General features: G+C 39.5%; 1 protein-coding gene. It reads left to right on the plus strand.

The window, feature by feature from the left end; genetic code table 11:
• Positions 1-228, plus strand: a 228-nt coding sequence (locus tag FC36_RS12230; RefSeq protein ID WP_420843342.1) for a hypothetical protein, incomplete at both ends; no start/stop codon positions are given.

The following is a 228-nucleotide window of genomic DNA, read 5'->3' on the forward strand; positions in this document are numbered from 1 at the left end:
GATCCGCATGCAAGTCAGAAGGATATTGATGAAGCTGCTAAGGATATCAATAAAGCAATTGACAATGTAAATAACGGTCAAACTGATGCATCTAAGAACAAACCTGTAATTCCAACGACCAAGACCCCAGTAGGTGATAACAGTCACTTAACCGATGATGAAAAGGGTCAGGTTAAGGACAATGTCCAAAAGAGTAATTCGAATGGCAAAGTTACTAACGTTGACGAT

This window comes from Ligilactobacillus equi DSM 15833 = JCM 10991 (assembly GCF_001435735.1).
Classification (GTDB): domain Bacteria; phylum Bacillota; class Bacilli; order Lactobacillales; family Lactobacillaceae; genus Ligilactobacillus; species Ligilactobacillus equi.